The following is a 23,095-nucleotide window of genomic DNA, read 5'->3' as shown; positions in this document are numbered from 1 at the left end:
GGTATCTGGTGCCCGGTACACGCGGTCGGGCGTGTCGCCCGGCTACCGCATACCGGTCCCCTCGAACGTCGCCGATGGGGTGGGCCTTGCGGCCCGTACACCTTCTTGTGCCCTGTTCGGCCCGCCACCGGCGAACCGGCGGCACCAGCACCGCCTGAGAACAGCCGGTGAACCAGAACAAGGGCGCGAGGCCCTCGCAGCAAAGCGGCCGCTGCTTCGAACCTTCTCGATTTCGATCAGTTCAAAACCCGGCCGCCCTGAACGAGCAACCCATACAGGATGACACACCCGTTTAGCCAGCCCAAATCGGGGGTGGCATTACGGGAGAACTGTTGCCGGGCTCACCTCGCCCGGGCGGTCCCGTGACGGAATCCCGGACACCGGTGGTCGCCCCGCGTACGCGGGCGGCTTCGCCGCCTCAAAGACGAAACTTCGGCAGGTTTGTCACCTGAAAAGCAAGAGGGCCCGCTCCCGAAGAACGGGAGCGGGCCCTCGCCACGTCACTTGTTGATCTTGGTGACGCGACCGGCGCCGACGGTGCGGCCACCCTCGCGGATCGCGAACCGCAGACCCTCGTCCATCGCGATGGGCTGGATCAGCTGGACCGACATCTCGGTGTTGTCGCCCGGCATGACCATCTCGGTGCCCTCGGGGAGGGTCACCACGCCGGTCACGTCGGTGGTCCGGAAGTAGAACTGCGGACGGTAGTTGTTGAAGAACGGCGTGTGCCGGCCACCCTCGTCCTTGGACAGGATGTACACCTGAGCCTCGAACTCGGTGTGCGGGGTGGTGGTGCCGGGCTTCACGACGACCATGCCGCGCTCGACCTCTTCGCGCTTGACACCGCGGATCAGCAGACCGACGTTGTCACCCGCCTGGCCCTCGTCGAGCAGCTTGCGGAACATCTCGACACCGGTGACGGTGGTCTTGATCGGCTTCTCCTTGATACCGACCATCTCCACCTCCTCGTTCACCTTGACCACACCGCGCTCGATGCGGCCGGTGACCACGGTGCCGCGGCCGGTGATGGAGAAGACGTCCTCGATCGGCATCAGGAACGGCTTCTCGATCTCGCGAACCGGGTCCGGGACGTTCTCGTCCACGGCGTCCATCAGCTCGACGATCTTGGCGCCCCACTCGGCGTCGCCCTCCAGCGCCTTCAGCGCGGAAACGCGGACGACCGGCACGTCGTCACCCGGGAACTCCTGGGCCGACAGCAGCTCGCGGACCTCCATCTCGACGAGCTCGAGGATTTCCTCGTCGTCGACCATGTCGGACTTGTTCAGCGCGACCAGGATGTAGGGAACGCCGACCTGGCGGGCCAGCAGCACGTGCTCGCGGGTCTGCGGCATCGGGCCGTCGGTGGCCGCGACCACCAGGATCGCGCCGTCCATCTGCGCGGCACCGGTGATCATGTTCTTCACGTAGTCGGCGTGACCCGGGGCGTCCACGTGGGCGTAGTGGCGCTTCTCGGTCTGGTACTCGACGTGCGCGATCTGAATGGTGATACCGCGCTCGCGCTCCTCCGGCGCCTTGTCGATCTCGTCGAACGGCGTGAAGGGGTTCAGGTCCGGGTACTTGTCGTGCAGAACCTTGGTGATGGCCGCGGTGAGCGTGGTCTTGCCGTGGTCAACGTGACCGATGGTCCCGATGTTGACGTGCGGCTTGTCCCTCTCGAACTTCGCCTTAGCCACTGGATTGTCCTCCTGGACTTGTTAACTTTCCGCCGTACGACTTGTTGTGCCAGGCGGAGTCCTGTCGGGTAGGTGACGGGTGGGCCGCTCCCTTGCGGGGTGGCGGCCCGTCCGCCGCCGAACTGGAGGGGATTGCTCCCCGGTCGCCTTCGCGAGGCGTTGCCTCGTGCCCGGCCCCGGCTCAGCCGTGACCGGGCACCGGGTCACTCGCCCGTTGCCTTGGCGATGATCTCCTTCGCCACGTTCGCCGGAACCTCGGCGTAGGAGTCGAACACCATCGAGTAGTTGGCACGGCCCTGGGTCTTCGACCGCAGGTCGCCGACATACCCGAACATCTCCGACAGCGGCACGAGGGCCTTGACGACGCGGGTACCGCTGCGCTCCTCCATGGCCTGGATCTGACCACGGCGGGAGTTCAGGTCGCCGATGACATCGCCCATGTAGTCCTCGGGCGTGGTCACCTCGACCGCCATCATGGGCTCGAGCAGCGCCGGGGAGGCCTTGGCGGCGGCTTCCTTCAGCGCCATCGAACCGGCGACCTTGAAGGCCATTTCCGAGGAGTCGACCTCGTGGTACTGGCCGTCGAGCAAGGTCACCTTCACGCCGACCAGCGGGTAGCCGGCCAGCACGCCGTACTGCATCGCGTCCTGCGCGCCCTGGTCCACCGAGGGGATGTACTCGCGCGGGATGCGCCCACCGGTGACCTTGTTCTCGAACTCGTAGGTCGCGCTCTCCGACGTCTGCTCGATCGGCGACAGGCCGATGATCACGCGCGCGAACTGACCGGAACCACCGGTCTGCTTCTTGTGCGTGTACTCGTACTTGTCGATCGACTTGCGGATCGTCTCGCGGTAGGCCACCTGCGGCTTGCCGATGTTGGCCTCGACCTTGAAGTCGGTCTTCATCCGGTTGACGAGCACCTCGAGGTGCAGCTCGCCCATGCCCTTGATGATGGTCTGACCGGTCTCCTCGTCCAGCTTGACCTGGAACGTGGGGTCTTCCTCGGCGAGCTTCTGGATCGCCGTGGACAGCTTCTCCTGGTCGGCCTTCGTCTTCGGCTCGATGGCCACCTCGATGACCGGAGCCGGGAACGTCATCGACTCCAGCACGATCGGGTTCGCCGGGTCGCACAGGGTGTCACCGGTCGTGGTGTCCTTGAGCCCGATCACCGCGTAGATGTGACCGGCCTGGATCTCGTCGACCGGGTTCTCCTTGTTGGAGTGCATCTGGAACATCTTCCCGATGCGCTCCTTGCGCTCCTTGGTCGAGTTGATGACCTGGGTGCCCGCGGCGACCTTGCCCGAGTAGACCCGGACGTAGGTGAGCTTGCCGAAGAACGGGTGCACCGCGATCTTCGAGACCAGCGCGGCGAACGGCTCGTCGGTGCTCGGCTTGCGCTCGGCCTCGGTGACGCCGTCGGGCAGCAGACCCTGCACCGGCGGGACGTCCAGCGGCGACGGCAGGTAGTCCACCACCGCGTCCAGCATCGGCTGGACACCCTTGTTCTTGAACGCGGTACCGCACAGGACCGGGAAGGCCTCGCGGCTGTTGGTCAGCTTGCGGATGCCGGCCTTGATCTGCTCCTCGGTCAGCTCCTCGCCGCCGAAGTAGGCCTCCATCAGGGCCTCGTCGGACTCCGCGACGGCCTCGACCAGCTTCTCGCGGTACTCCGCGGCCTTCTCGGCGAGGTCGGCCGGGATGTCCTCGACCTCGTAGTCCTCGCCCTTCTTGACCTCGCCGCGCCAGGTCAGCGCCTTCATGCGGACCAGGTCGACGACGCCCTGGAAGTCCGACTCGGCGCCGATCGGCAGCTGCAGCACCAGCGGCCGGGCGTGGAGGCGTTCCTCGATCGTCCGCACCGTGAAGTAGAAGTCCGCACCCAGCTTGTCCATCTTGTTGACGAAGCAGATGCGCGGAACGTCGTACTTGTCCGCCTGACGCCAGACCTGCTCGGACTGCGGTTCGACACCTTCCTTACCGTCGAACACCGCGACCGCGCCGTCCAGGACGCGCAGCGACCGCTCCACCTCGACCGTGAAGTCGACGTGGCCCGGGGTGTCGATGATGTTGATCTGAGTGTCGCCCCAGAAGGTCGTGGTAGCAGCCGAGGTAATGGTGATACCCCGCTTCTGCTCCTCTTCCATCCAGTCCATCGTCGCGGCGCCGTCGTGCACCTCGCCGATCTTGTACGTGATCCCCGTGTAGTAGAGGATCCGCTCGGTCGTGGTGGTCTTGCCCGCGTCGATGTGGGCCATGATGCCGATGTTGCGGACCTTGGTCAGGTCTGTCAGCACGTCGCGTGCCACGAGTTTCTTCCCCGTTCCCTACAGCAGGTGCAAGCTGTCGAATCGGTGCGCCGAGGCGGGCAAGAGCCGACCCGACGTCACCAGCGGTAGTGCGCGAAGGCCTTGTTGGACTCCGCCATCTTGTGCGTGTCTTCACGCTTCTTGACGCTCGCGCCGAGGCCGTTGCTCGCGTCCAGCAGCTCGTTCATCAGGCGCTCGACCATGGTCTTCTCGCGGCGCTGCCGGGAGTAACCGACCAGCCAGCGCAGCGCGAGGGTGGTGGAGCGACCGGCGCGCACCTCGATCGGCACCTGGTAGGTCGCGCCACCGACGCGGCGGCTGCGGACCTCCAGGGTCGGCTTCACGTTGTCGAGGGCACGCTTGAGCGTGACGACCGGGTCGGTGCCGGTCTTCTCCCGGCAGCCTTCCAGCGCCGCGTAAACGATCCGCTCGGCCAGCGAGCGCTTGCCGTCCACGAGGACCTTGTTCACCAGCTGCGTGACCAACGGCGCGCCGTACACGGGATCGGCGTGCAGCGGCCGCTTCGGGGCCGGACCCTTGCGGGGCATCAGCTCTTCTCCTTCTTCGCGCCGTACCGGCTGCGAGCCTGCTTGCGGTTCTTCACACCCTGGGTGTCAGCGGAACCGCGGATGATCTTGTAGCGCACGCCGGGGAGGTCCTTCACACGGCCGCCACGAACGAGCACGATCGAGTGCTCCTGCAGGTTGTGGCCTTCACCCGGGATGTAGGCCGTGACCTCGATGCCGCTGGTCAGCTTGACACGAGCGACCTTGCGCAGTGCCGAGTTGGGCTTCTTCGGGGTGGTCGTGTACACGCGGGTGCACACGCCACGCCGCTGCGGGCTCCCCTTGAGCGCCGCAGTCTTGGTCTTGGCGACCTTGTCCTGGCGGCCCTTACGGACCAGCTGCTGGATGGTGGGCATGGACCGGCTTTCTGTCAGCGTTCGCGTCTTCTGGTACTCGACCAAGCGGCGCTCGTTCGAGCTTCGGCGTGCCCTGGCGTCGAGCACCTGTCAGGCACTGTGTTTCGGGACTCCTCCCGCACCACGAGGTCGGGCGTGTCGCCCGCTCCTCGGCCTTTCGGCGCCGATGCGCCCCAATGGGAACGACCCCAGAGGGTTGTCGAGAGGAGTTCCACACATCCTCGGCGCTGGCGCGGTCTCAACCAGCGGCTGGCGACCACGTCATGCACGGGCATGCGGATCGACCCGATGGGTGTCGGGTCCGATAAACAAAGATACCTGCCCCGTTCTCAGAGGGTCAAAACGGGGTCCCCCTTGACCTGCTCGATCACCCGGCGCTGCGACGGCGCCACCTCGGGGTGCGAGCTCGCGGCTTCCCTCCCGGACACTCTACCCAGGCTGACAAGGGCCTCCCGCGGAGCGAGATGGCTCACACCGGCGGGGTCATTCGGCCGGCCACACCACGACCCAGCTGGCCTGCCCGATCGGCCGCCCGGCCGCCGGGTGCTGGCGCTGGATGCGGCCGTGGTCCCGGCGCAGCGGGCGCGGGTCGCCGTCCGGGCCGCCGACGACGACCTCCACCCCGACGGCATTGGCCACCGCGAGCGCCTCCCGCGGCGTCCGCCCGACCAGGTCCGGGATGGGCCGCGGATCGCCGTAGTAGTCGAGGTACCGGTTGACTCCGCGCTCCGGCCTCATGACGCCGCCCCAGGGCCGGCGGGCGTGGTGAGAGGGGCCCAGTGCAGCGTTGCCAATGCGGCCTCCTGCCGTGTCGCCCCAGAAGATAGCCATGGAGCGTACCGGCGGCGAGTCCTCGTCCACGCCCCCGGATGGCCCAAACGGACGCCGGTGAGCGGAGGTGTTTCCGCTGGTCGTTGCGGTTGTTTGGTCAGACCTCCGCGAGCCGGCCGTCCGCGACCAGCGCGCGCAGGTCCGCCGGGAGGACGAAGGCGGTGCCGCCGCCGACCTGGCCGAAGTCCGGCTTCGCCACGCCGGAGATCACCTGGAACCCGGTGCGGACCCGGTACTTGCGGTAGTCCCCGGCCGGCTGCTGCGGCGGCGCGGATCGCTGCGGCAGCGTCGTGCCCGCGACGAAGACCGTGTTGCCCGCCGGGTCGCCGAACCTGTCGACCTCGTCACCCGCGCGCAGGTCGACGAGGAACTTGTCGTCGTAGGCGTCCAGCGGCGGCTCGCCCGGCAGCGGCCGGATCGGGCACTCGAAGTCGGCCAGCGGCTCGTCGGGCGCGCGCAGGAACTGGTCCCGGGTCAGCGCCATCGCGCCGATCAGGTGCGCGGCGGCGGCGAACGGCTCCGGGAACCGGGACTTGTTCTTGACCGCGCCGCCGTCGACGCAGAACACCGCCCACCAGCCGTCGAGCTCGCGGAGCATGCACCAGCCGCCCTCGACGGGCTGCTCGAAGCTGTAGAACCGGCGGCTCATGCCCATCGCGCCGATGAAGCCCCTGGCCAGCTCGATCGCTTCGGCCGGCGGGACGTTCTCCAGGGCGTCCGCGTCGGCGCCCAGCACCAGCGCCTTGGCCTCCGCCGCAGCGCGCTCGGCGACGACCTCCGGCGGCCGGTGGCCGTTGCGCCTGACGTGCTCGAGGAAGTCGCGCGGCGGCGCGATGTCGTGCACGCCCAGGTAGTAGGCCATCGCCAGCGGCCACACCCAGGTGCCGTCGGTGTGGAACTGCTTGGGCACCTCCGGCGGCTGCTGCGGGTCCACCTCGTCCGCCGAGGTGCCGGGGGCCGACAGCAGGATCTCGCCGCCGTAGAGGTAGTCGAGGACCGCCTGCTTCTCCGCCCACGACAGCGCGGGCCGGTGCGCGAACGGGCGGTCGTCGGCGCCGAGGCCGTCGAAGACCTGGACCATGCCGACGGGGGCGGGAACCTCGAAGCCGCCGCGGTTGTCCGCGTGGTGCTGCCACGCGGCTTCGAAGAGCCAGTCCGGCGCCGTCGTCCGCGGGTAGAAGCGCAGCTCGTCGTAGTACGCGCGGAAGCCCTCGTCGGCACGCGTCCACTGTGGAGAATCGTGCCCGGTCAGGTAGTCGGCGCCGTCGCGGCTGATCGCGATGCTCGCCGTGGTCCACGCACCGGTGTCCGGGCGGTACTCGACGTTGCGGAGCCCGCGCAGCGCGTCGACGACCTCCTGCGCCGGGATCCACTGGTGCTCTTCGTCGGTGGTGACGGTCGCGGTGATCTCGATCCGGGTGCCCAGGGCCGTGCAGTTCACCCGGGCCTCGCGCCAGCCTTCCGGCAGCGCGGCGGCGAGCGCGCCGTGCAGCGAGTCGACCAGTTCCTGCCGCAACGCCGACCGGTCCGGCACCGAACCGTAGGACGCCGGCGCCGGGAACTGCGGGCGCACCGGGTGGGCGTCGTCCTCCTGCTCGAAGAACACCGCGGTCACCTGCTCGACCGGGATCGCATCCGGCCTGCCGTTGATCCGCGCCCCGCCGTCCCGCAGGTCAATCACCAGCTGGGATTCGCCGTCGATGACGCCGTACAACCCCGGGATGTGCGTACCGAGGATCACTTGCCCTCCCCCTCGAAGGTCTCGGTTCGAACGACTCCGTTGATGCGGCGCGGCGCGGGCTTGGGCGCCGGGAACTCCGCGGCGGGCTCATCACCGGCCGTCCGCAGAGCCGGCTCCGGAACCGACCACTGCGGGCGTGCGGGATAGCGCTCGTTCCAGTCCTCGTCGGTCGGCGGCTCGATCGCGGCCGGCCCCGGCTGGAACGCGCCCCGGCCGAACTCGGCGACGCAGTCCAGCGCCACCTGCTCGACGACGTCGCGCAGCTCCAGTTCCGCCAGCCAGTCGACCGGGAGGGCGCCGACGCCGAGCAGCGCGCCCACGATGTTCCCGCAGATCGCACCGGTGGAGTCGCTGTCGCCGTCGTGGTGCACGGCGATCCGCAGCGCGAGCTCGACGTCCTCGCCGCCGACCAGCGCCGCGCACACCGCGATCGCCAGCGCCTCCTCGCCGACCCAGCCGCCGCCGAGCGTCTCGGCGACCTGCTGCGGCGTCGGCACACCGGCCTCGGCCAGGTCCACGGCGGCCTTCAGCATCGCGCTGGTCTCCTCGTGGTCCTCCCAGGTCTCCAGGACCTGCAGGGCCAGCCACACGCCGTCGTCGAGGCCGCGGCCGAGCAGCGCCTGCTGGACGATCACCGCGAGCGCCCCGGCGGAGTGGTAGCCGGCGGGGTGGCTGTGGGTCAGCGCGGCGGTGCGCGCGGCCAGCCGGAACACCTCGGCGGGATCGGTGGAGCACAGCGCGGCCGGGGCGGCGCGCATCACGCCGCCGCAGCCCTTCGAGTCGTTGATCTTCTCGGTGAACGAGCCGGCCGGGTGGCCGTCGCCGAACCGGGCCAGCGCGCGGAACACGGTCTTGCCGGGGGCCCGGGTCTTGAACAGGCCGGGCACCTCGATCAGCCAGCCGTCGGGCGCGGGGTAGTCGGCGAGGAACCGCCCGGCGGCGGCATCCCACTCGACGCCCTGCGTGTGCAGCCAGCGCTGGTAGGCCAGCTGGACCTCGGGCAGCGGGTCCTCGACGCCGAGCATCCGGGCGGCGACGCTGCCGCGGATCAGGCCCTCGGCGGTGAACAGCGTCATCTGGGTGTCGTCGGTGATCGCGCCGTGCACCCCGTACGCCTCGCGCAGGCCGCTCGGCCCGTCGGGGCCGAAGCGCTTGGTGATCTCCTCGGCCGTGATGAACTCCAGGTCGGCGCCGAGGGCGTCGCCGAGCGCCCCGCCGAGGAAGCAGCCCAGCACCCGCTCCGTCAGCGACGGCGCGCTGTCGTCGGGCCGGTCGGCCTTGGCGTGCTCGCCGCGGACGATCGGCGGCACCGCCGCCGCGGGCTCGGGGGGCTTCGGTTCGGCCTGCAGCGCCTCGACGACGTCCGGCGTCTCCGGTTCGCGCTCGCCGACCTCGGCCTGCACTTCCGGCTCGGTGTCTTCGGGCACGGCGTCCTGGAGGTCGACCTCTTCGCGCTCGGCGTCCTGGAGCACGGCGTCCTGGAACACGGCGTCCTGGAGCACGGCGTCTTGGAGCACGGCGTCTTGGGGCACAGGGTCTCCGGGCACGACATCTTCGGACTCGTCGTCGGGCACGACGTCCTTGAGCGCGGCGCGTTCGGACACGGCATCTTCGGGCTCTGCGTCCTGAAGCACGACGTCTGCAAGCTCGGCGGCTGCCGGCGCGGTGGGTTCGGCGAGGCTCGGGCGGGCGATGTGATCGGCGCCCAACGGCTCGGTCCCGGCCTCCGCCGCGACGGGTTCGATGCCGTCCGGCTCTCCGGGCTCCACCGGGTCGGCGTCGAACGCCTCCACCGATTCGAACTCGGCGGGCTCCGGTTCGGCTTCCTCGACCGCGGTGTCTCCCACGACCGGCTTGAAGATGCTCGGCCGGGCGATGTGGTCGGGGCCGAGCACTGGCTCGTCGGCCCGCGCTTCTCCGGCATCGGATGCGTCGGACAGCCCCAGCGGCTCCACCGGCTCGACCTCCGCCGGGAAGGACTCCGCGAAGGACGGGAAGACCGCCCCATCGGCCTCCGGTTCGTCGGCTTCCGCCGGGTCGGCGTCCGCGGCGAACGGGTCCGCCAGGTCTTCGCCCGGCATCGTGCCGAAATCGGCCGGTTCGAGGTCGATCGGTGCGCGCGACGGCGGCTCCATGTCGACCGGCTCGCGCTCGACCGGTGGAGCGGCGACGGACTGGTCTTCGGCGGAAAAGTCCTCTGCGAAGGCTCCCAGCGATGTGGACATCGCGGGCTCCTGCGCCGTGTCGGCGACGCTCAACCCCTGCTCGGCGGCGTCCTCTTCCACGGCACCGATAGCGACCTCCGCGCTATCGGCAGGTCGCTCGGCGGCGATGTCGTCGGGCTCCGGCACGACGATCCGCCCGAAGTCGTGGTCCGAGGCCTGCGTCTCGTCCGGGGCCGAATCGGGCTCGGCCGGGGATTCGGCAGGCGTCGCGCGGACTTCCGGGGCCCGAGCCGCGGCGCGCGGAGCGGCCAGCGGCGGGAAGGCCCCGATCTGCGGCTCGGCGTCGGCCTGCTCGGGCTCGGCCGGGGTGTCGACCGCCGGGAACACCGCGGTGGTTTCGACCGGGGCGCCGTTCGACAGCAGGCGCGGCACCGGGATCGGGCCGGTGCTCGACGGGTCGGTCGCCGTGAATTCCACCCGGGGTTCGGTGCGGGCCGCCGGGAACGTCGGCGCCCCGATGTTCTCCGAGCGCGCGCTCTGCGGCGGGATGCCCTGCGGGGGCGTGTCGACGGCGTCGTCCGGCGCGGCCGCGATCGCGGGCATGATCATGGTCTGCTCGGCGGAGCCTTCGACGGTGTTCGGCGTGCCGGCGGCGAGTTCCCGGGGGCCGCCGAACGACCGGTTGTTCGGCGCGTACCGCTGGGCCCACTGCGGCGGCGGTGGCGGCGCGAAGGCTTCGGTGGCGTCCGCGCAGAGGATCTCGATGACCTCGCGCAGTTCGAGTTCTTCGCCCCACTGCGCGGGAATCCCGCCCGGCCCGTAGATCGCGCCGGCGAGCTGCCCGGCCAGCGCGCCGGTGACGGCGCTGTCGCTGGACTGGTTCACGGCGACCCGCACCGCGTCGGCGAAGTTCCGGGTGCTGCCCACCGCGGCCAGCGCGATGCCGAGCTCGCCGGGCTTGTTGTGGGTGTCGAACTCGATGTCGAGGTCCGAAGGGGAAGGGCGAACGCCCCGCTGCCCGACGAACATCGCCGCGTGCACGGTCCGCCGGACGTCGGCGGGGACGTCGCGGACCTGGTACGCGCTGCCGAGCCGGTTGCGATCGGATGCGGTCACCGCGTCCCACAACGGCACCCCGCGGATCAGCTGGGCCAGCACGTCGGCATGCATGCCGGCCGCGCTGACGGAGTTCGGTGCGGAGGTGAACAGGTTCGCGGTCGCGGCGCCGGTCGAGTACACGGCCTCCGGCGCGTTCGACCACACCATGGCCGGCGCGGCCCAGGCCACGCAGCCCGCCAAACCGTCGATGCCGGTCGGCGGACGCAGCAGGCCGTCGGCGCCGAGCGGGGACTGCCGGGCCATCCGCCCGAGCAGGGAAATCGCCGGGCCCTCCGGGTTGCGGGTCGAGTACAGCTCCGGCCGTTCGAGCAACCAGCTGTTGGGCGCGGGTTCCGTCGACAGGTACGCCGACATCGCGTAATCCCACGGGACGCCCTGGGTGTGCAGCCAACGCAGGTAGTTGGTGAAGACGAACTCGGTCGGCAACCACCCGTTGCCGCCCGGGTTCGCGGCCTTCGCCCGCAGCAGGGCTTCCATGGTGAACACGGTGAGCTGGGTCAGATCGCTGACCGCGCCGCGCCGCCCGAAAACGGGCAGGTAGTCGACGACGCCCTGCGGACCGAACCACTGCTGGAGCTCGGCGGTGCTGGTGTTGCGCACGCCGGCGCCCAGCGCGTCGCCGACGGCCCCGCCGAGCATGGCGCCGCGGAATCGTTCGGCCCACGACAGCTGCGGCGGTTGAGCGTCGGTCATCGCGATGTCTCCCTCATGGTCACCAGGCGGGGTACCGCCGGGTCCACCCCGGATCGGTCGGCGGCCCGGGGCTGAACTCGACCAGCGCATCCTTGGCCAGCGTCTCGACGAGCTCGCGCAGCTCCAGGGACGCGAGCCACTCCGGAGGAACGGCCCGAGCCCCGTAAAGAGCCCCCGCAATGTTGCCGCACACGATCCCCGTGGAATCGGAGTCCCCCGAGTGGTTCACGGACAACAGCAGCGCGTCCCTCAAGTTATCGGTGGCCAGCGCGGCGTAGAGCCCGATCGCGAGAGCTTCCTCCCCGACCCACCCCTGACCGAGTGTGTCCTTGATCTCCTCGGGGCTGACGGCGCCCTTCTTCGCCAGCTCGACGGCGGCGTCGAGGAACTTCAGCTGCTCCTCGTGCCCGCGCCACCGCAGCAGCAGATCCCGGGCCATCCGGACGCTCTCCGGCAAGGGCACGTCGCGGATCAGCTGGTGCACGATCACTGACAGCACGCCGGCGGAGAGGTAGCCGCTGGGGTGGCTGTGCGTCAGCGCGGCGGTTCCGACGGCCGCGTAGAAGACCTCGGCGGGATCGTTGGACCACACCGCGACCGGCGCGGCACGCATGACGCCGCCGCAGCCCTTCGAGTCGTTGATCTTGAACTGCGGAGTCGCGTGCTGATGCGTCCGCGCGAAGTTGGCGAGGGCGGACATGCAGGTGCTCCCCGGAGCCCGCGAGCTGAACAGCTCAGGATGGGTGATCAGCCACCCATCGGGCTGCTGCAGGTGCTGCGCATAGGGCCCGCCGGCGCGATCCCACGGCTGGCTCTGCGTGTGGAACCACCGCTGATAAGCGTGCTGAACCTCGGGAACGGGATCGTTGTCGGTCGGATTGATCCGCCGAGCGACATGAGCCCGGATGAGCCCTTCGAGGGTGAACAGCATCATCTGCGTGTCATCGGAGACCTGAGCGACGCCGTCGCGAAGCACCGGGGAAATGAGCCCGGCATCCCCGTGATCCCGCCGAATCATCCCGATGTCATGGAACTCGATGGCAAACCCAAGAGCATCGCCCATCGCACCGGCGACCATCGAACCGATGAACCGCTCGTGGGGGTCCAAGGTCTGCGGAGGCTCAGCCGGAGCAGGGGCAGCAGGCTGCGACGGGGAGTTCTCATTTCGGACATCGGGTTGCGGGGTGATTCTCACCTCGTCCGGACCGAATTCGGTCATGAAAGTTCCCGCGACGGATTCGAGCAGGCCGGCAGGTTCGAGTTTCCGGCGCCACAGCAGCGGGAATGCCTCCGCGCCGTCTCGCGCGCCGGTGAGCAGACCGGACACCTGCGCATTGCGGGACCGGGTCCCTCCGGCGAAGGCGTGGAGGACCTCGGCCCATCCGCCGGTGTTGCGAGCTCCGAGGCAGAGCGCCCGGGAGACGACCTCCGGTCCGGAGGAGCCGTCGCCCAGCTCCGCGAGAATCCGCTGCTCGTTGGCGTCTTCGCGCACCGTCGCAAGGTATTCCAGCCTGCGGCGGAGCTCAGCGTGCTCAGTACCCAGCTGCTCCAGCAGTAGCTCGGAGATCTGGCCGAGGCGGAGATTCTGGCCGTTGAGCGCTCGTACGAGCGCCACGGCGAACACGCCCGCACTGGCGCATTCCTCCGGGGGCTCGCTGAGCAGTTGGGCCAGTCCCTCAGCGCGGCGGAACGCGTCTTCGTCCGGGCTGGTGATGCTGACCAGCGCGGCCGGGATGGACGCGGCGAAACATCCGAGAGTTCCAGCGAATTCTGCGTCGCGAGCACGTGTCATCAACGCAGCGTCGAGGTCCACGCCCTCGCCCTGATCTGCGTGGGCGCGTGTCGCGATCTCGACAGCACCGGCCAAGGCCGCCGAGTTCGGTGCCTGCCACGGCCGCGACCGGATCGCGGCCAGCAGCGCACCCCCGGTCCCGATTCCTTCCGCTTCAGCCGTGGCCCCGAGGGAATCTCCCAGAGCTCCACCGACGAGCATGCCCATCACCCGGCCGAGGACCTGGTATTGCCGCCGCGGCCAGGCGAGCGGATCGTTCCGATCACCCCCGAAGACCATCCCGACCTGGCGGTCGACTGCCTCGAACCACGACATCGGGAGCAGCGTCGGTCGGGACTTGATGTCCCGCCACGCCTGCAGCGTCTTCCGCTCGTTCGGGGTCAGCTCGTCCTGAGCCGTGATGCTGTCGTTCATCTGCTACTCCCCGTGCTCAGAACCCCGGGTAGGGGCTGGCCCAGTCAGGTGTCCAGACCCGTTCCGGCAGTCCGACCTGAACGGCCGCGACGTCGAAGACCAACCGATCCACCACGTCGCGAAGCTCCAGCCGCTCCAGCCACTCCCGCGGAAGTCCCTGCTCACCGTTTCGCGCACCGTGGAAGCCGCCGACCAGCGGCGCCGCGGCGGGCAGGACCTCGGCCGCGCGCCGCACGGCGGACTCGAAATCGTTGTCCCGCGCCGCGACCACCACGGCGACGGCCAGCGCGTTTGGAGCCGCACCGTCCTCCACCAGCGCTGACAACTCGCTCGGCGACGGCGGCGGACCGGTCAGCGTGCAGGAATCCAGCAGGCGCCGAACGTTCTCATCCGGCCACTTGACCAGCTCGTCCGCAACCACCTCGATGCCGTCTTCCAGCGTCCCCCCGGACAACACCGTGTTGACCAGGACCGCGTACGCGCCCGCGCTCAGGTATGCATCGGGGTGTCCGTGCGTGAGCAATGCGTTCGCGACGGCCTGCTCGAAAACGCGCTCCGGGATATCCGACCACGCCGACAGAGCGATCGCTCTGGGCACCGCAGACGGAGTCCGCGCCCTGTTGACCGGCTTCGAGAACCACCCCGTCACGTCCCTTTCCGCGAATGCGGACAGCGCCTCGATGCACACCGGATCCGGGTCGCGACGCTCGAAGAGTTCCGGGACCTTGATCAGCCACCCGGTCGGTTCGGGGACTTCGTCCAAGATGCCCGCAGTCACGGCCCTATTCCACGGGACGCCCTGGGTGTGCAGCCATCGCAGCAGGCCCAGCAGGCTGATCGTGCGCGGGATCAGCCTCTTCGTCTGACGCAGCCAGGTCTCCGTGCGCACCACCGCGTCGAGGCAGAACAGCGTCATCTGGGTCGACGAGGAGAGCCGTCCGTGCACGACCATGTCGGCCAGCACGGACTCCAACGCCGCGAACGGGAAATGCATCCCGATCCCGTAGAACAAGGACGCGTCTTTGATGGTCTTGTCGTAACGCAGTTCCTGGCAGAACTCGTCACTGCTGCGCCCGAAGACCCTCCGCACGCGCTGGACATCCCAGTAACCCATGACGCGTTCACCGTTGCGCCATTCGTAGTCCGTCGTCGTGTCCGACCGACCGCGGGTCTCCAGCACGACCTGCTCGTCGAGGGTCAACAATTCCGCGACCTTCCCGGTCAGCGCCGCACTCGGCCCTTGATGCTGATCCATCGCTCACTCCCTCCCGCGGTCGATCAGGTGGATCTTCCACTCGCCCGATTCAGGGTCGAAATACTGCTTCGAGACCTCGAAGCGGTTGCCGTCCGGCCACAGGATTTCCCGCTCATCCGGGTTCATGAACTCCAGATCCTTGGCATAGCGGGGGTTGTCGATGACGAACTGAACCCGATGCCTACCGTCCACCTTGCCGAACTGGTCGAGCGGAGCATCCTTGCTTGCGCTGGTGAACGCGTTTTCCGTAACCATGCCGCCTGGCTTGTAGCGCTCCAACAGCGAGTCCAGGTCTTGCGGTTCGACGCTGATGTTCCGGTAAGCGGTCGAGCCCGCGTAGTCCGGCATCTGGTTGAGGGCGCTGCGCAGGGCCTTGATCTCCGGCGCCAGGTACTCCAGGTCGATTTTGTCCAGGGTCCGCAGCGCATGATTCATCTGCATCGCATCCTCGCCCACGTAGCGGCGGAAGGCCACCGCTTCGACGTCGGGGAGATGCGCCAATTGCGGGTACTCCGCGCGCAGCTTGGCGACGCTCTCCTCGAACGTCGTGCCGCGCAACCGGCTTCTTTCGATGCGTTCCCGGTATACCTGACGATCCGCCTCGGTAGCCCGGAAGTCGGGACGCTGCTCGCCGACCACTTCGAGCGCGTCCGGCTTTTCGGACTCAGGCGCGCGCGAACCCAGGTCGGGGTCGTGCCCACCCAGGTCAGGCGCGTGCGGGACCGCATCTGGAGCGTGCGTGCCCAGGTCGGGCCCATGGGTGGTCGGACCGCTGGGCGAGTCGCCTGGACCTCCCAGGAGGTCCTCGATCTTGGACCGCACCGGGGGCTCGTGCGTGGTGGCCGGCCCGTCGAAGTCCGAGAGGCTCGTCGACGGGCTGTCCGGGGAAGAGCCGAGGCTTCCGCCGCCAGAGTTGTGGCCCAAGGTGTGCGTCGGGGTGACGTCCATCCTGGCCCACGACTCGCGAGCGCTCAGACCAGGCCCGGGGGAACCCGCCGACTCACCGGTGTGCGGGGTGTCCGGGCCCGACTTGGGCGGGTCGAACGGGCTGTGCCCATCAGCGCCCTGCCAAGGCGACGATCCCGAAGTCCCCGACTGCTGGTTGGAGTCCGCACCGCTGGACGTGTCGGCATCGGCATCGTGATCCGGTGCCGGGGTCGGCCGCGAAGCCGGGTCCGGCTTGGGATCGAACGGGCTTCCGCCATCCGATTCCCACCACTTCGGCGCAGGCTTCGTGGCGTCGCTCGGGCTTGGGGCATCGGTCTCGGTGTCCAGGTCCCCGTGCTGGCTGTTCGACGGGCTGGATGGCTGGGACGGAGTCGGCTCGAAGTCCTTTTGCCAGTCCGACGAATCCGCGCCGCTCGTCGAGTCCGCGGGCTCGGGCGACTTCTGCGGGGCCGGTTCGAAGTCGTTCTGCCAGCTTTCGGCTTGCTGGTCGGTTCGCGGCGCGGTCGTGTCCGTGGGTTTGACCGGCTCCGGCGCATCGGCCGGCTTCGGCCCGGGGCCGTTGGTCTCGGCGGGTGGTGCATCCGAGCGGTGGCCGGCGGGTGTCTGGGGCGATGTGCCCTGGCCTTGTGCGGAATCCGGTCGGCGCGGGGCTTCCGGTGATTGCGGTTGCCGGGGGCCGTTGACGTCTGCCGGCGGTTGGGCAGGACGCGAAGTCTGCGGTTGGCTGCCGGGGTCGGTGGATGGCGCCCTGGTTTGGGACGACGGGCCGTCCATGCGGGGGCCTCGGACATCCACCGGCGGGGCCGCCTGGCGCGGAGCCGAAGGCGCTGGGCGCGGACCGCTGACATCCGCGGGCTGCGGTGCCGGCGGACGCGCCGATGGCGCAGCGGGCTGCTGAGGCGCACTCGGCTGCCGACTTGCCGGGAACTGCGGTGCCTGGTGTTGCTGACCAGCGGCGGGTTGTGCTCCTGCCGCAGGTCGGTTGGGCTGGTGGGGCGCTTGCTGCGCATTCGCAGCGGGTGCCTGCTGACGCATCCCTTGCTGCTGCGGCGCGCCATGCGGCGTGGGTGCCGGGGGTTGCTGCTGACGTGCAGGGGGCGGCTGTTGCCCGAACTGCGGCGCAGCAGCCGGCGGCTGGTGTGGTTGCCGCGGAGGTTGCGCCGGTTGCTGCTGCATCGGCTGCTGCTGACCGGCATTTGGCGCCGCAGACGGCTGCTGCCCGGCGTGCGGGGGTGCGGGTTGCTGCCAGGCGTGCGGAGCGGCCGGTTGCTGGTAGTTCGGCTGTTGTCCCGCGTGCGGGGCAGCCGGTTGCTGGTAGTTCGGTTGCTGGTAGTTCGGTTGCTGCGGAGCCTGCTGCTGCATCGGCTGCTGGTGCGGCGATTGCTGAGGTGCCGCCGGGTGCTGTCCGGCCTGCTGGTGCGCCCCGTATCCGGACTGCGCCGTCATCGGCTGCGGCGCCTGAGCAGGCTGCGAATGCGGCGCAGCTGGTGGCGGTTGCTGGGCCTGACCTGAGTTCGGTGCCGACTGGTGTCCCGGTCCTGCCTGCGGCGGACCGGCGTGGGGCACCTGCTGCGGCGGGTTGTTCGGGACGAACTGGCCGGTGTTCCGGTCGACGTAGCCCGCGGGTTCCCACTGGTGGTTCTGCGGGTTGAACCGGCCCAGATCGTGGTAGCCGTCGGCGTCGCGGTGGACCGGGATCCAGCGGCCGAACTCGTCGGTTCGGCCGTGCGCGACCCACGCGCCGCTCTGGTCGTAGTGCCCGTTGGGGACCAGTTGGCCGTTGCCGTTCAGGTGTCCCGGCACCCAGCGGTTGAGGTTGTCGAGCTGCCCGTGCGGGATCCACTTGCCGTGGACGTCGAACTCGCCGTGCGGCACGAACTCGCCGTTCGGCATGAGGTGCCCGGGGACCGGCTCGTTGTAGGCGTCGGGCCGTGAATGCCAACCGCCCCAGGCGGGACCGCCCGGATGCTGGAACTCCTTCGGCGGCTGATCGCCGTAGCCGCGTTGGTGGGCTGCGTCGGCTTGGTGGCCGAAGCGGGTCCACTCCGGTTCGTGGCCCGGGGGGAACGGGCTGTCGTGGACCGCTTTGGTTCCGTCCGGGCTGAAGCTGACCCATTGGCCCGGTTCGTCGAAGCGCGGCTGCGGCGTGCCCGAGGCGTCCACGTCGAACTCCGCGCGGCTGCCGCTGGCGTACATGTTGCCGAAGTTGTCGACCCAGGCGTCCTTGTTGGGCGCCAGGACCTCCACACCGAGTTCCTTCGACAGTTGCTGGGCGAAGTTCGGGGAGCCGTCCGGCAGGTCGGCGCCGGTCTGGCAGGACAGCAGGCGCACCGGCTCGCCGTGCTTGTACCCCGGCGCGCCCTTGATGATCTCGGCCAGTTCCTTGGCCGAGAGCTCCTTGCCGTTGAAATGCACGCCGTTCGGGCTGCCGTGGACCTCGACCGTGAACCGCTTCGGGTCCACCGACGGCCGCGGCATGCGCTGCGCGAAGTCCGCGCTGCCGTAGTAGCCCTGTCGCGAGTGCCGGATCATCGAGAGGCCGGAATTCGTGTTGCGGATCCCCAGGCCCGTGCCGCCGAGCTTCTCACGCAGCTCGTCGGAGATGTCCAGCCGCTTGTGCTCGCCGACCCGCTCGTTCCAGCGGTGCTCGAACGGGTTCTCCGGCGGCTTCTCCGCTGCCATGGACTCCGAAGTGGAGCGCGGCGGCGCTTCCGGGGCCGCCGGTTCCGGGGCGTGCGGGGCGTCCGGCTTGTGGTAGCCGAGCGACTCGGCGCGGATCCGGGCGTCCTCGGCCATCCGCTGCTGCCAGCCGGGGCCCCAGTGGCGGACGCCTTCGCCCTTGACGTGCGCGAAGTCCTCGTGCTTCACGTCCGCGTACGGGTAGCGGTCGGCGTCGGCGTGCCTGGCCGCCTGCGGGCGGCTCGGCTGCGGCGCGTGCGGTGCGTCCGGGCGCGGGCCGTCGACGTGTGGCGCATCGGGACGCGGCGCCTCGACGCGGGGTGCATCCGGGCGCGGGGCGTCCGGATGGGTGCCCTGCGGGCGCGGATCGGCCGGGTCGTTCAGGCGGGACGGGGTTTCCGGCTGCCGCTGGCGCGGCATCTCCGGGCCGCCGTCCGTCCGTCCATTGCGGACAGATCCATCGGGGCCGCCGGGGCGGGACGGGCCGTCGGGCCTGGCCGAGCTGTTCGGACCATCCGGGCGCGCCGGGGCATCCGGACGCGCGGGACCGTCTGGACGCATCGGACCGTTTGGCCGCGCCGGGGCGTCCGGACTCGTCGGGCCGTTGGGGCGGGACGGGGCGTCCGGACGCGGTGTGCCGTTCGATGCGTCTGGACGCATCGGGCCGTTCGGGCGCGCCGGGGCATCCGCGCGTGGTGCGGCTTGGGGACCAGTCGGACCGTTGGGCCGCGCCGGGGCATTCGGGCCGTCCGGGCGAGCCGGGCCGTTCGGCCTGGCCGGGGCGTCCGGGTGTGCCGATCCGCTGGGACCGTTCGGGCGCATCGGAGTGTCGGGCCGTGCCGGGCCGTTCGGGTTCGCCGGGGCATCCGCGCGCGCCGGGCCGTTGGGCTGTCCGGGCCCGTTCGCATGCGCCGGACCTCCCGGCCCGCCGGGCCGGGCCGGTCCTGCCGGGCCGTCGGCCCGCGGCGCCCCTACGGGGCTTCCCGGCTGCGCAGGGCGCTGACCGGCTCCGCCGGGGCGGTGCGGCGCGTCCGGCTGCGCCGGTCCGCTCCTCGCCGGGGCGCCCTCGGGGCCGCGTGGCCGCGGCGCCTCGGGGGCGCGTCCGCTGGGCATGCTTCGCCCGGCTGCGCCGGGGCTTCCGGGCGTGCCCGTCCAGCCACCGCCCGAGCCCGGACGGCTGCCGCCTGGCGAGGACGACGGTGCGCCTCCCGGCGCGCCACCCGCGGCTCCACCGCCGGTGGCTCCGCCGCCGGCGGGCTGGTCCGGACGTGCCGATGGCGCGTTGGGCGGCGGTGCGCCGACGCCCATGTCGGCAGGTCGTTCCGGCGCGCTCACGCCGGCGGTCGAGGTGTGCGCCGGGGTCGACGGCGGACGGTTCGCGACGTCCGGACCGAAGCCGCTGCCGGTGGGAGCCGGGCCACCGCCCGAACCACCACCAACGTGCGGCGAGCCGGCACCCGAGCCACCACCGATGTGCGGCGATCCACCGCCCGAGCCGAGGTTCGCGGCCGAGCCGCCCCCGGTGCCGCCACCGGAGTGCGCTCCAGAACCGGAGCCACCGGACGGTGCTCCATCCGAAACCGATGCGGTGCGTGGGCCGCCTTCCGGGGCTGCGGACCGCGTGTCCGCGCCGCCATGGCCGCTCGATCCGGTGTCCGTCGAGGACGCACTTCGCGGCGCATCGGCCTGCCCGCCGGAGCCGGCGTCCGCGCTGCGACCGGACGATTCCGGCGCGTGCGAACTCGAATCGACGCCGCTACGCGGGGAATCCGGACCGCTCGACGCACTGGGAGAGCCGGAACCGCCGTGCGAACCGGAACCATCGGACGAGGAGCCGGAACCGCCGTGCGAACCCGAACCATCCGGCGAAGAGCCGGAACCACCGTGCGTGCCGGTCGAAGAGCCTTGTGGACCCGAGCCGTTCGACGAGGAGCCGGAACCACCGGCATCAGGCGAAGAGCCATGCGAACCCGAGCCGTCCGGCGACGAACCGGAACCGCCGTGGGAGCCCGAGCCGGGAGCATCGGTTCCGCCGCCCGTCGACGTGGAGCCGGAACCGCTCGTGCCGCTGCCCGCGAGGCTCGAAGTCGAGCCGCTGCCCGATCCCGTTCCGCCACCTGTCGAACCGGAACCGTCGCCCGCCGAGCCGCTACCCGAACTCGTCCCGGACGAGCCGGAACCCGTTCCGTCGCCCGCCGAACCGGAGCCGTCGCCGGTCGAACCAGTCCCGTCCCCCGCCGAGCCGCTACCCGAGCCCGTCCCGGATGAGCCGGACCCCGGGGAACCCGGCCCGGTCCCGGACGAGCCGCTGTCGCTCTCGCCGTCCGAGCCGCCGCCCGGCGCATCCGGGCCGCCGAACTTGGCGTTGCGCTTGCCGACGACGTCCGTGCCGAAGACGTCGTCGACCTTCTTCCAGGTCTTCTCCGCCAGCTTGTCGCCCAGCTTGCCCGCGACGTCCAGCTTGTCCGCGACCTTGCCGACGTTGGTCGCCGCGGTCTTCACGCCGTCGGCCGCTCGTTTCCCCAGCTTGCCGAGGGCCTTCATGATGTCGCCGAAGACCTCGACCAGCTTGGCCAGCTTCGGCGCCACGTTGCTGATCGTCTTGATCAGCTTGGTGACGATCTCGGTGATCTTGCCGACCGTCCTGGCGATGAACGAGACCGCCTGCGGCACCACCCAGGCCAGCGAGACGCCCGGCGGGGCCAGCGCTTCCAGCGCGTAGGTGATCAGCCGCGAGATGCAGTCGGCGACCAGGTCGCGGACGAATTCGCGGACGAACGAGACGACCTCGCCCATCACCGTGACCACGGTGCTGATCGTGTTGGCGAGTTCCGCGGCGCCGGCGAGGGCTTCGCCCTTCTCCCCCGCCTGCTGGCGGTAGGCGTCGCCGGCCGCGCCGGTCCACTGCGCGGTGTCGGCCTTGACCGCGTCGTTGTACTGGGTGGCGGCCTCGCCCACGGCCTTGCTGACGTTGGCCCAGGTCTCGCCGTACGCCTTGACCCCGTCCGGGTCGCCGGCGAACCAGTCCAGCGCCTCCTTCAGCGGCTCGACGTGCTCGATCAGCCACGACAGGCCGTAGGACAGCAGGGTGCCGATCGGGTCGGTGGCGATGCTGACGACTTCCAGCGCCAGCCCGCCGTAGGCCAGCCCGCTCTCGACCCAGCTCGAACCGTCGTTCAGCGAGGAGACGTCGTTGATGGACTCGGCGATGCCGATCCCGGTGCCCCACCCGGCGTCGCCGGTGCCCGCGGTGAGCGGGCCGGGGCCGTCCGGATTCTCCTTCTGCTGCGCGACGAGCGGGTTGCTCATACCTCGATCCCGCCGATCACGTCGCTACCCGCGTCGTCGGCGGACTGGTATTCCTCCGCGGCGCCGCGCACGTTCTCGGCGACCTCCTGCATCGCCTCGACGGCCTTCCGCAGCGTCTGGACGCCGTGCTGCTCCACCGGGTCGAGCATCCAGGCGAAGGGCCGGCAGAGGATCCCGTACGCGTCGTTGTCCAGCGAAACCTGCTGCGACGCGTCGATGGCGACGTTCAGCCGGTCCACCACACCATCCACTTTGGACGCATGGGTGCGCAGGTTCTCAATGACGACGTTCATCTCGTCCGGCATCGCAAAGGGTCCCTCGGGTCGGCTCGGCAGGATCAGCGCAGGAAGGAGCCGCCGCCGAAGTCGTCGTCGAAGTCGTCCGGGCGACGGCGCGACGGCGGCTGCTGCGGCGGGGCGGCCGGGCGCTGGGGCGGGGCCGGGGGCTGGCGCCGCTGCTGCGGCTCCTCGTAGTCGTCCTCGACGCCGTACCGCAACTCCTGCAGGCCGGAACCCTGCTTCTGCGGTTCTTCCTCGTCCTCCGGCATCTCCGGGAAGTACTTGCGGGCCTGGCCCAGCACGTGCTGCGCGGCGGAATCCTCCAGCCCGACCGTGCCCGCCACGGCCTGCTGCATGAGTTCGGGAACCTTCGCCTGCGCGGTCTGCACGGCGCGCATGATCTCGGCCGCCAGCTTCGCCATCGGGCGGTTGCCGGCGTTCTCGGACAGCTGCAGGCCCTGCAGGATGCCGGCGGAGTTCACCGTCACCTCGATCGCGCCGTCCCGGGAGGTCTCGGTCACCGAGATCTGCTCGATCTCCTGCTGCATCCGGCCGAACTTCTCGGCCTTCTCGGTGGCCCGCTCCTGCCAATCGCGAACCATCCGCTCGGCCGCGCCGATGTCGCGTCCGAAGTCGTCCTCAGGCAACCCGTCCCCCGAACCGCTCCACCGCGCACCGGCAGGAACGCTGCGCCACCATCCGGCGACAACCCGCGTTCCCCTGGCCCTGGCACGGTTTCCCACTCGATCTCGTCCGGCGGGAACCGTATCAACCGCGCGCGCGAGGCCGGGTCGGATCTGCGGGATTTCCCGTGTAGTGACGATCACGACCGCAAAGCACGGCCGCATATGTCCGGAAAGCGCAGGGGGGGGGGGGGGGGGGGGGGGGGGGGGGGAGGACAGAAGAAAGCAGGACAAAGGTCTCTGCCGGCCGCGTTCTCGCAGATGAG

General features: G+C 70.3%; 12 protein-coding genes. All 12 read right to left on the bottom strand.

The genetic code is table 11. The features are described 5' to 3' along the window. Nucleotides 1-500: 500 nt before the first annotated feature. The 12 genes from tuf to AC07EQ_RS31125 all read right to left on the bottom strand — a co-directional run bounded on the left by tuf (nt 501) and on the right by AC07EQ_RS31125 (nt 22,793). Nucleotides 501-1,694, bottom strand: a complete 1,194-nt coding sequence (gene tuf, locus AC07EQ_RS31180) for an elongation factor Tu (RefSeq protein WP_093265650.1) — start codon at nt 1,692-1,694, stop codon at nt 501-503. Between the two features lie 203 nt (nt 1,695-1,897). Next, a complete protein-coding gene (fusA, locus tag AC07EQ_RS31175) occupies nt 1,898-4,000 on the bottom strand; it encodes an elongation factor G (RefSeq protein ID WP_132493040.1) in 2,103 nt (700 codons plus the stop codon). A gap of 77 nt (nt 4,001-4,077) precedes the next feature. Beyond that, nucleotides 4,078-4,548, bottom strand: coding sequence for a 30S ribosomal protein S7 (gene rpsG / locus AC07EQ_RS31170; protein WP_010315434.1), 471 nt, complete (start codon nt 4,546-4,548; stop codon nt 4,078-4,080). Beyond that, nucleotides 4,548-4,922, bottom strand: coding sequence for a 30S ribosomal protein S12 (rpsL, locus tag AC07EQ_RS31165; RefSeq protein WP_009948619.1), 375 nt, complete (start codon nt 4,920-4,922; stop codon nt 4,548-4,550). Before rpsL ends, rpsG begins: the two co-directional genes overlap by 1 nt. A 483-nt stretch (nt 4,923-5,405) precedes the next feature. Further along, nucleotides 5,406-5,660, bottom strand: coding sequence for a PASTA domain-containing protein (locus AC07EQ_RS31160; RefSeq protein ID WP_478391439.1), 255 nt, complete (start codon nt 5,658-5,660; stop codon nt 5,406-5,408). Between the two features lie 190 nt (nt 5,661-5,850). After that, nucleotides 5,851-7,494 carry a TNT domain-containing protein gene (locus tag AC07EQ_RS31155; protein ID WP_478391438.1) on the bottom strand — a complete coding sequence of 548 codons (1,644 nt, stop codon included), beginning with the start codon at nt 7,492-7,494 and terminating at the stop codon, nt 5,851-5,853. Then, nucleotides 7,491-11,471, bottom strand: coding sequence for an ADP-ribosylglycohydrolase family protein (locus tag AC07EQ_RS31150; RefSeq protein WP_478391437.1), 3,981 nt, complete (start codon nt 11,469-11,471; stop codon nt 7,491-7,493). Before AC07EQ_RS31150 ends, AC07EQ_RS31155 begins: the two co-directional genes overlap by 4 nt. 19 nt (nt 11,472-11,490) lie before the next feature. After that, the gene (locus AC07EQ_RS31145; RefSeq protein WP_478391436.1) at nt 11,491-13,677 is read right to left on the bottom strand and encodes an ADP-ribosylglycohydrolase family protein; all 2,187 of its coding nucleotides are present in this window, start codon (nt 13,675-13,677) and stop codon (nt 11,491-11,493) included. 16 nt (nt 13,678-13,693) lie between these two features. Continuing rightward, complete coding sequence (locus tag AC07EQ_RS31140) at nt 13,694-14,932, bottom strand: ADP-ribosylglycohydrolase family protein (protein ID WP_478391435.1); 1,239 nt, start codon at nt 14,930-14,932, stop codon at nt 13,694-13,696. 3 nt (nt 14,933-14,935) lie between these two features. Further along, entirely contained in the window at nt 14,936-21,868 is a 6,933-nt protein-coding gene (locus AC07EQ_RS31135) for a WXG100-like domain-containing protein (RefSeq protein ID WP_478391434.1), read from the bottom strand. Next, nucleotides 21,865-22,161, bottom strand: a complete 297-nt coding sequence (locus AC07EQ_RS31130; protein WP_478391433.1) for an ESX-1 secretion-associated protein — start codon at nt 22,159-22,161, stop codon at nt 21,865-21,867. Before AC07EQ_RS31130 ends, AC07EQ_RS31135 begins: the two co-directional genes overlap by 4 nt. A 44-nt stretch (nt 22,162-22,205) precedes the next feature. Beyond that, nucleotides 22,206-22,793, bottom strand: a complete 588-nt coding sequence (locus AC07EQ_RS31125) for a YbaB/EbfC family nucleoid-associated protein (protein ID WP_478391432.1) — start codon at nt 22,791-22,793, stop codon at nt 22,206-22,208. Between the last annotated feature and the right edge of the window lie 302 nt (nt 22,794-23,095).

The organism is Saccharopolyspora sp. NPDC045839 (genome assembly GCF_056431645.1).
This window is presented reverse-complemented; position numbering and strand designations above follow the sequence as displayed.

What these genes read in the sequence shown, in the direction of transcription:
- rpsG (WP_010315434.1), bottom strand. Translation starts at nt 4,548, where the DNA reads ATGCCCCGCAAGGGTCCGGCCCCGAAGCGGCCGCTGCACGCCGATCCC.
- rpsL (WP_009948619.1), bottom strand. Translation starts at nt 4,922, where the DNA reads ATGCCCACCATCCAGCAGCTGGTCCGTAAGGGCCGCCAGGACAAGGTC.
- AC07EQ_RS31160 (WP_478391439.1), bottom strand. Translation starts at nt 5,660, where the DNA reads ATGAGGCCGGAGCGCGGAGTCAACCGGTACCTCGACTACTACGGCGAT.
- AC07EQ_RS31150 (WP_478391437.1), bottom strand. Translation starts at nt 11,471, where the DNA reads ATGACCGACGCTCAACCGCCGCAGCTGTCGTGGGCCGAACGATTCCGC.
- AC07EQ_RS31145 (WP_478391436.1), bottom strand. Translation starts at nt 13,677, where the DNA reads ATGAACGACAGCATCACGGCTCAGGACGAGCTGACCCCGAACGAGCGG.
- AC07EQ_RS31140 (WP_478391435.1), bottom strand. Translation starts at nt 14,932, where the DNA reads ATGGATCAGCATCAAGGGCCGAGTGCGGCGCTGACCGGGAAGGTCGCG.
- AC07EQ_RS31135 (WP_478391434.1), bottom strand. Translation starts at nt 21,868, where the DNA reads ATGAGCAACCCGCTCGTCGCGCAGCAGAAGGAGAATCCGGACGGCCCC.
- AC07EQ_RS31130 (WP_478391433.1), bottom strand. Translation starts at nt 22,161, where the DNA reads ATGAACGTCGTCATTGAGAACCTGCGCACCCATGCGTCCAAAGTGGAT.